This window comes from Anabaena sp. UHCC 0399, assembly GCF_034931465.1.
GTDB classification, from domain to species: Bacteria; Cyanobacteriota; Cyanobacteriia; order Cyanobacteriales; family Nostocaceae; genus Trichormus; species Trichormus minutissimus.
Window position 1 is genome coordinate 1 of record NZ_JAYGGZ010000100.1, and the last position, 5,923, is coordinate 5,923.

Genomic DNA, 5,923 nt, shown 5'->3' on the forward strand with positions numbered 1-5,923 from the left:
GATGAGCTACGACGCTTTGGCATTCAGGTGAAAATCATTGAACCAGGCGGCGTTAAAACCGATTTTGTTGATCGCAGTGCCGTCTGGGCCAGTCATCCCGATTACACTGTGATGGTGGAGCGAATGAAAAGCTTTAGTAAGAAACTAGATGCGTCTCTCCCTGACCCTGAAGGGGTTGCCAGAATCATCTATCGAGCCGCAATAGATCGCTCAGGTAGACTCCGTTATTCGCCTCATGGCGAAGCTTATTTCTGGTTGCACGCCCTTCTTCCTGATCGAGTATGGCGATCGCTGATCGAAAACATGATGCTGGGAAAGAGCAATATTGTTGATATCACTCACTGATAGCAGCATATAGCAGCAATTGATTAACGGGGTATAGAAGCCGGTATAGACAGTTTTGATAGCAATATTGCTATCAACAATTTTCATCCCTCCCTCTGCTCAACACACTCTGTCACACCATAAACCCGAACGATGGATACTGGTGTTCGTTGACCGTCAGATCACGCACTTCCTTGTCAGCCCTGACACTTTCATTGCAGAAAATCTTTCTGAATCGCCCGAAGTGAGTGCAAATCATCTGACAAATACTTGCCAAACCCCTCCCCCTCCCTTGTTGGGACATAGTGCGACAATGGAGCTTTTCACACCACTTATAAGAAAAAACACTTCTTTACAACTAAGATATAGCTTGAGTGTTCAACTTCCCAATCTCTGCTGCGCTATGACATCGATCCATCCCGAAAACCTAAGCGTTCTCGAAAACTCACTGGCGTTGGCGATCGGTGAAGACTTTTCCCTAGAGAATGACCCTGATGTTATTCAACAGTTGATTGGGGATAAGCGATCGCTGAACACTAAGCGCGAATACCAAAAAGACTTGAAAGATTTCTTCTTATTCGTTGCTAAGAAAGAACCCAGTCGGGACTTAGTTTTGGAGTTCCTTCACCTGGAACAGCGTCACGCTGTTGCTGTAGTTTTGAAGTACAAGGCACACCTGATCAAGAAAAAGCTGGCTGAAGCTACGGTGAATCGTCGCCTCAGTGCTATCAAGTCGATGGTGGAGATGGGGCGACGACTGGGGGTGTGCAATTTCTCTTTAGATGATGTCAAAGGTGAAAGGGTCGAAACCTACCGCGACACTACGGGTATTTCAGCTACTGACTATGCTTTAGTCATTGCCCTGGTTGACCAGAACACATTAAAGGGTAAGCGTGACTATGCCATTCTGCGGTTACTTTGGGATAATGGCTTGCGCCGCAATGAGATAGTCAACTTAAATGTAAGTGATTTTAACCCCAAGGAGAAAACGCTTTTTATTCTGGGTAAGGGCAAGGGTAGCCAAAAGGAAGTGCTTGACCTATCGGATAAAACGGCATCTGCGATCTCCCATTGGATAAAAGCAAGTAAAAAGAAACGTGGCAATGACCCGCTTTTTACGGTGCTGGCTTATCACAAAAATGGCGCGAGATTAACCGGGGAGGCAATCAGGCGATTGGTGGATGGGTTATGTAAGCAAGCCGGAATTACTAAGAAGATGTCACCCCATCGCATCCGCCACAGTGCGATTACTACAGTTTTGGATCTCAATAATGGCAACTACCGTGCTACTCAGCGATTCAGCAGACACGCCCAAGTGCAGACGGTGTTGAAATATGATGATAACCGTCAGCGTTTGCAAAAGCAGATGAGCGATTCGATATCAGAACTTATTTAAGAAACACCTAAAAATTTAGATATTGTTAGCCAAAAAACAGGGGATGATGTAGAAATTACTCACCCAGCAAATCCGACTAAATTATGATTTAGACGATTAAACACTATGAGCAAACAATATAAAGTCTATCTTGATGTTTGTTGTTTGAATCGTCCGTTTGATGACCAGACACAACCCCGTATTTATTTGGAAGCACAGGCAGTTATGACAATTCTGAGTCAATGTCAATTAGGAACTTGGAAACTTATTAACAGCAGTGCTTTAATCGCTGAATTAAACCAAACACCTGATTTATCAAGACTAGAAAATGTCAAAAAATTACTTGGCATTGCTAAAATTAAGGTTATTAATAGTGCCTTCATTGAAAATAGAGCCGCCGAACTTCAACAATTAGGATTCTCCAGCTATGATGCTACCCACATCGCCAGTGCCGAAAGAAGTCAGGCTGATGTATTTCTCACTACAGATGACAGACTCTTCAAAAAAGCTCAGAAAAACTCCCAATTAATTAACGTTTTGATTAATAATCCTGTTCAATGGCTGGCTCTTGTAATACAAGCGGAGGAAAGCAATGATGAAAACCCAACATGAAATTATTAAACAGGGCTATGATGCCTTAGTCCATTCTTTAGGAATTACCGATACTATTCGGTTTATTCAATATTTTAGTCCCGGTAAAGGAGACTATACCAAAGAACGCCATCAATGGCTAGATGAAAAAACTTTGGAGGATGTGTTGGAGGAGATGAAAGAATTATCTTCAGAAGACACCAATCAATATGATGAAATTATTGAGTAGTGATGATGTTGCGGCTTCAGGTTTGCTGCCCTTGGAGGGAGGCGATCGCCTGATATTGTCGTTATATATGCCTTATACGACATTGAAGGAGAAAGAGGAAGCAACACCTGATTAGCAAGCGCACAGTTAATTATTAGACCAGTTCTATACTCTTTTGAATCCTACAGATGCAGTGACGATTACGTCTTGCTTAGTGAGTGAATTTTCTTTCGTCGTCCGACTTATCGGTCTTTTAAATTGGGCGAGCAATATGAAAAGCAGAAACATACGATAATTCAATGGTGTCACCGTTTTGTTCTAGCACCTGTCGTAATCCCTCAAATAATTTTTGTTTCTGCTCTGTTTCTAGTTTCAAGTGAGGTGAGTAGGTATTTAACAACATCAAATATTGATCCACTGAGTATGTAACTTCGACCTCCATGTGTTCAGATACTACATCCTTGAAGTGACCGGACTCGAATGCCATCTGCCCCAATTCGTCAAGAATAGCCACCTGTGTGGTGCTGTCTTCATAACTGCGGTTGAGCGATGGTGCATAAGTTTGATAAACAGTTAATAACTGCTGGTACAACTCGTAGCGGGGTTGAAGTTCTTTATTCCACAGCAAAATCAGATGTCCGTCTGGACGCAATGCTGCTGCTGCCTTCGGATAGCCGATTTCTGGCGGAATCCAATGAAATGAACTGGCTGCTAATACCGCATCAAACCGTTGAGGTTCTAACTCCCATTCCTCAAATGAGCAATTTTGCAGTTCTACATTGGGGTAGGGTTCACAAGTTTGTCGAGCCAGATGATAAAAATCGGGATTGGGTTCGACACAGACCATGCGGCAACCAAGAACGGCAAAGGCAGGAGTGGCGATCGCCGGGCCACATCCCACTTCCAGCAAGGTTGAGTTCGAGGAAAGTTGAGCTAAATCTATAACCCGTTCAACCAAATCTTTGGGATAGCGCGGTCTAACTTGCTGATAGGCTTTGGCTGCGGGAGAGTACCAGTGTTTGCGTTGTTCCAGGTCTTTACCATAGCACTCGTTTTGAAGAGTCTGCTTCAAGTCTTGCATGAGCGATTTAGGAAAAATATTGAGTGTGAGAGTATTTTTCTAGATTTTGTGTCTAAGTACCACTGTTGCGTAGATGTGATTGCGCTTTTTAGTTAAAAAATTTCAGACGGGCTTCGGAAAGCATTAATTACTTTATCAAGTTCCTGAGCGATCGCTAATAACTCCATCTCACGCCACCGTTTGCCAACAACTTGCATTCCAATCGGTAGACCATCTTGAGTGTGTCCAATCGGAATCACTACCGCAGGATGTCCACTCAGATTAAATGGCATAGTGTAAGCTCCGTTTGCCACTGCATGAGGGTAGGGTCGGCCATCAATCTCAATAGCACTCCAAGCGGGACGATGGGTAAAGGCAGGGGTGGCAGCAACAGGAGTGAGCCACGCATCCCACGGTTCTAATGCCTCATCCATTTGGGCAGTGAAGCAATCGCGCTCGGTAAGTACCTCAAAATATCCTTTCAGACGTGGGTTCAACAGGTCTGGTAGAAGGCGGCTAAAATCCCCCAATTTGCGGAGTTCTTTTTCCCCTTGGGTGGCGGTGCGAAAAATCTGCTGCCAACTGCGATGCAAGTTATATCGATCTACAGGTTGAGCGTAAATGTTGATGTATGCAGCCATCCGCCCGTAGAGGTTCAGTGTTTTTGATAGGTCAAAATTTTTGGGAAGCCAGGGTTCAATTTGGACACCTGCTTGAGTCAGGGTGTGTGCGATCGCACTCATCGCCACTCGAATTTCAGACGCAACAGGAACCTCTACCCATTCATCGAGCCAAGCAATTTTGAGATTCTGCAAAGACTTACCAGAAGGGTTATCAAGAGGAATTGGCGGCACATCAGGACGGCGAAGATCAGAGCCTGCAATTAATGAGAAGCACAGCCGGATATCTTCGAGCGAGCGCGCAAAACAACCCACTGTTATCATTTGCCGAAGACACACTGGCATTCCAGGCACTTCTGGAATTTGTCCTGCTGTAGAAATGCGGCGATCCGTAGGCTTCAAGCCATACACGCCGCAGAAGTGAGCAGGCTGACGCACTGAACCCGCAATATCGTTGCCTAAATCCAATGACGATAGCCCTGCTGCAACAGCCGCCGCACTCCCCCCAGAACTCCCGCCAGCAGTGTAGTCAATATTCCAAGGATTATTGACTCGTGGAAACAGGGAATTCGTACTTTGGTAATCACCAGCCAGTTCCGCCATGTTTGTTTTTCCCAGGATGACTGCTCCTGCTGTCCGAAGTCTGGCAACGACGGTGGCATCTTGTTGAGGTACGTAGTCTTTGAGAGGGATGTAGCCTGCGGTGGTGAGCAATCCTGCGGTTTCAAAAATGTCTTTAATCGTGATGGGAACGCCATGTAAAGCACCCCAGTTTTCGCCTTGAGCTAAAGCCTCATCAGCCAGCCTCGCCCTAACATAAGCATTTTCCTCATCCAGCGTGCAAATGGCATTCAACTTCGAGTTGTGTTTAGCGATTTGGGACAAGTAAGCATTGAGAACTTCAACGGCAGAAACTTCGCGATCGCGAATCATTCGCGCCAGTTGATGGGCAGGAGCAAACGTCAGACTACTCATAGGCGTAGACAGGTAGTTCTTGATAAAGTTAATTATATTCACTTTTAGTTAATTGCATTAACTAAATTCTTTATGGGTCGTCCAGTCAAAGAAAAGTCCTTGACGCAGCAGGATGTAATTAATGCTGCGATCGCCTGTCTCGATCAAGAAGGGGAAGCTGCTTTAGGTGTGAATCGGGTTGCAAGAGAATTGGGTATTAAGCCTCCTGCGATTTACAAGCATCTAGATGGCAATTTAGCTTTGCGACGGGCAGTTGCACTTACCATTTGGCAGCAATATATTGAATGGTCTCGTCAACAAACCAACGGACTGGAAGATCCCCAAGCATTACTACGGGCAGGAGGACGTGCAACGCGGGATTTTGCGCGTTCTTACCCCCACCGCTATCGAGTTATGACCCAATTTCAACTCAATCTCCAAGATCCAGAAACAGCACCACTAATTCAGGAAGTCTTCCGTTTCCTCAAACGTGTGCTGCAATCCTACAATCTCAGTGAAACCAAATTAATTGATGCAATGCGAATGGTTAACGCAGCAATTACTGGTTTTATCGCCATCGAACAGGCTGGATTAATGACATTAGAACGTTCTACTGATGCTAGTTATGAGGTGATGATAGATGCGTTAGTAGTTGCAATCCAACATATTCAAAAAGTGCGGACTTAAGTTTGCAGATGATGAAGGTATACATCTTCATCACGTAGATAGGGATCATGATAACTGGAAATCTCAAAACCTCCTCGCTATTCATCTATCCTGTCATCAATACG

Annotated in this window: 7 protein-coding genes and 1 pseudogene; 6 read left to right on the forward strand and 2 right to left on the reverse strand. The window is 44.8% G+C overall.

All coding sequences use genetic code 11. The features are described 5' to 3' along the window. The 5 genes and pseudogenes from VB693_RS28560 to VB693_RS28580 all read left to right on the forward strand — a co-directional run. Nucleotides 1-345 (forward strand): annotated as a pseudogene (locus VB693_RS28560) (hypothetical protein); the annotation flags it as partial. Nucleotides 346-727: 382 nt separating this feature from the next. Then, nucleotides 728-1,720 carry a tyrosine-type recombinase/integrase gene (locus VB693_RS28565; protein WP_323269217.1) on the forward strand — a complete coding sequence of 331 codons (993 nt, stop codon included), beginning with the start codon at nucleotides 728-730 and terminating at the stop codon, nucleotides 1,718-1,720. Between the two features lie 105 nt (nucleotides 1,721-1,825). Then, a complete protein-coding gene (locus VB693_RS28570) occupies nucleotides 1,826-2,311 on the forward strand; it encodes a PIN domain-containing protein (protein ID WP_323269218.1) in 486 nt (161 codons plus the stop codon). Beyond that, nucleotides 2,292-2,519 carry a hypothetical protein gene (locus tag VB693_RS28575; RefSeq protein WP_416233436.1) on the forward strand — a complete coding sequence of 76 codons (228 nt, stop codon included), beginning with the start codon at nucleotides 2,292-2,294 and terminating at the stop codon, nucleotides 2,517-2,519. The genes VB693_RS28570 and VB693_RS28575 overlap by 20 nt, the downstream gene beginning before the upstream one ends. Beyond that, nucleotides 2,500-2,634 (forward strand): hypothetical protein, encoded by a 135-nt coding sequence (locus VB693_RS28580; protein ID WP_323269219.1) that lies wholly within the window; start codon nucleotides 2,500-2,502, stop codon nucleotides 2,632-2,634. The genes VB693_RS28575 and VB693_RS28580 overlap by 20 nt, the downstream gene beginning before the upstream one ends. Nucleotides 2,635-2,751: 117 nt before the next feature. Here VB693_RS28580 and VB693_RS28585 read toward each other — a convergent pair whose 3' ends face one another. Both VB693_RS28585 and VB693_RS28590 read right to left on the reverse strand, forming a co-directional pair. After that, nucleotides 2,752-3,579, reverse strand: a complete 828-nt coding sequence (locus tag VB693_RS28585) for a class I SAM-dependent methyltransferase (protein ID WP_323269220.1) — start codon at nucleotides 3,577-3,579, stop codon at nucleotides 2,752-2,754. 92 nt (nucleotides 3,580-3,671) lie between these two features. After that, nucleotides 3,672-5,153, reverse strand: a complete 1,482-nt coding sequence (locus VB693_RS28590; RefSeq protein WP_323269221.1) for an amidase — start codon at nucleotides 5,151-5,153, stop codon at nucleotides 3,672-3,674. 72 nt (nucleotides 5,154-5,225) lie between these two features. On the opposite strand from VB693_RS28590, the gene VB693_RS28595 reads away from it, so the two are divergent. Then, on the forward strand, nucleotides 5,226-5,819 hold the full coding sequence (locus tag VB693_RS28595; RefSeq protein WP_323269222.1) for a TetR/AcrR family transcriptional regulator: 594 nt from the start codon (nucleotides 5,226-5,228) through the stop codon (nucleotides 5,817-5,819). Nucleotides 5,820-5,923 lie beyond the last annotated feature (104 nt).

What these genes read in the sequence shown, in the direction of transcription:
- VB693_RS28570 (WP_323269218.1), top strand. Translation starts at nt 1,826, where the DNA reads ATGAGCAAACAATATAAAGTCTATCTTGATGTTTGTTGTTTGAATCGT.
- VB693_RS28585 (WP_323269220.1), bottom strand. Translation starts at nt 3,579, where the DNA reads ATGCAAGACTTGAAGCAGACTCTTCAAAACGAGTGCTATGGTAAAGAC.
- VB693_RS28580 (WP_323269219.1), top strand. Translation starts at nt 2,500, where the DNA reads ATGATGAAATTATTGAGTAGTGATGATGTTGCGGCTTCAGGTTTGCTG.
- VB693_RS28565 (WP_323269217.1), top strand. Translation starts at nt 728, where the DNA reads ATGACATCGATCCATCCCGAAAACCTAAGCGTTCTCGAAAACTCACTG.
- VB693_RS28575 (WP_416233436.1), top strand. Translation starts at nt 2,292, where the DNA reads ATGATGAAAACCCAACATGAAATTATTAAACAGGGCTATGATGCCTTA.
- VB693_RS28590 (WP_323269221.1), bottom strand. Translation starts at nt 5,153, where the DNA reads ATGAGTAGTCTGACGTTTGCTCCTGCCCATCAACTGGCGCGAATGATT.
- VB693_RS28595 (WP_323269222.1), top strand. Translation starts at nt 5,226, where the DNA reads ATGGGTCGTCCAGTCAAAGAAAAGTCCTTGACGCAGCAGGATGTAATT.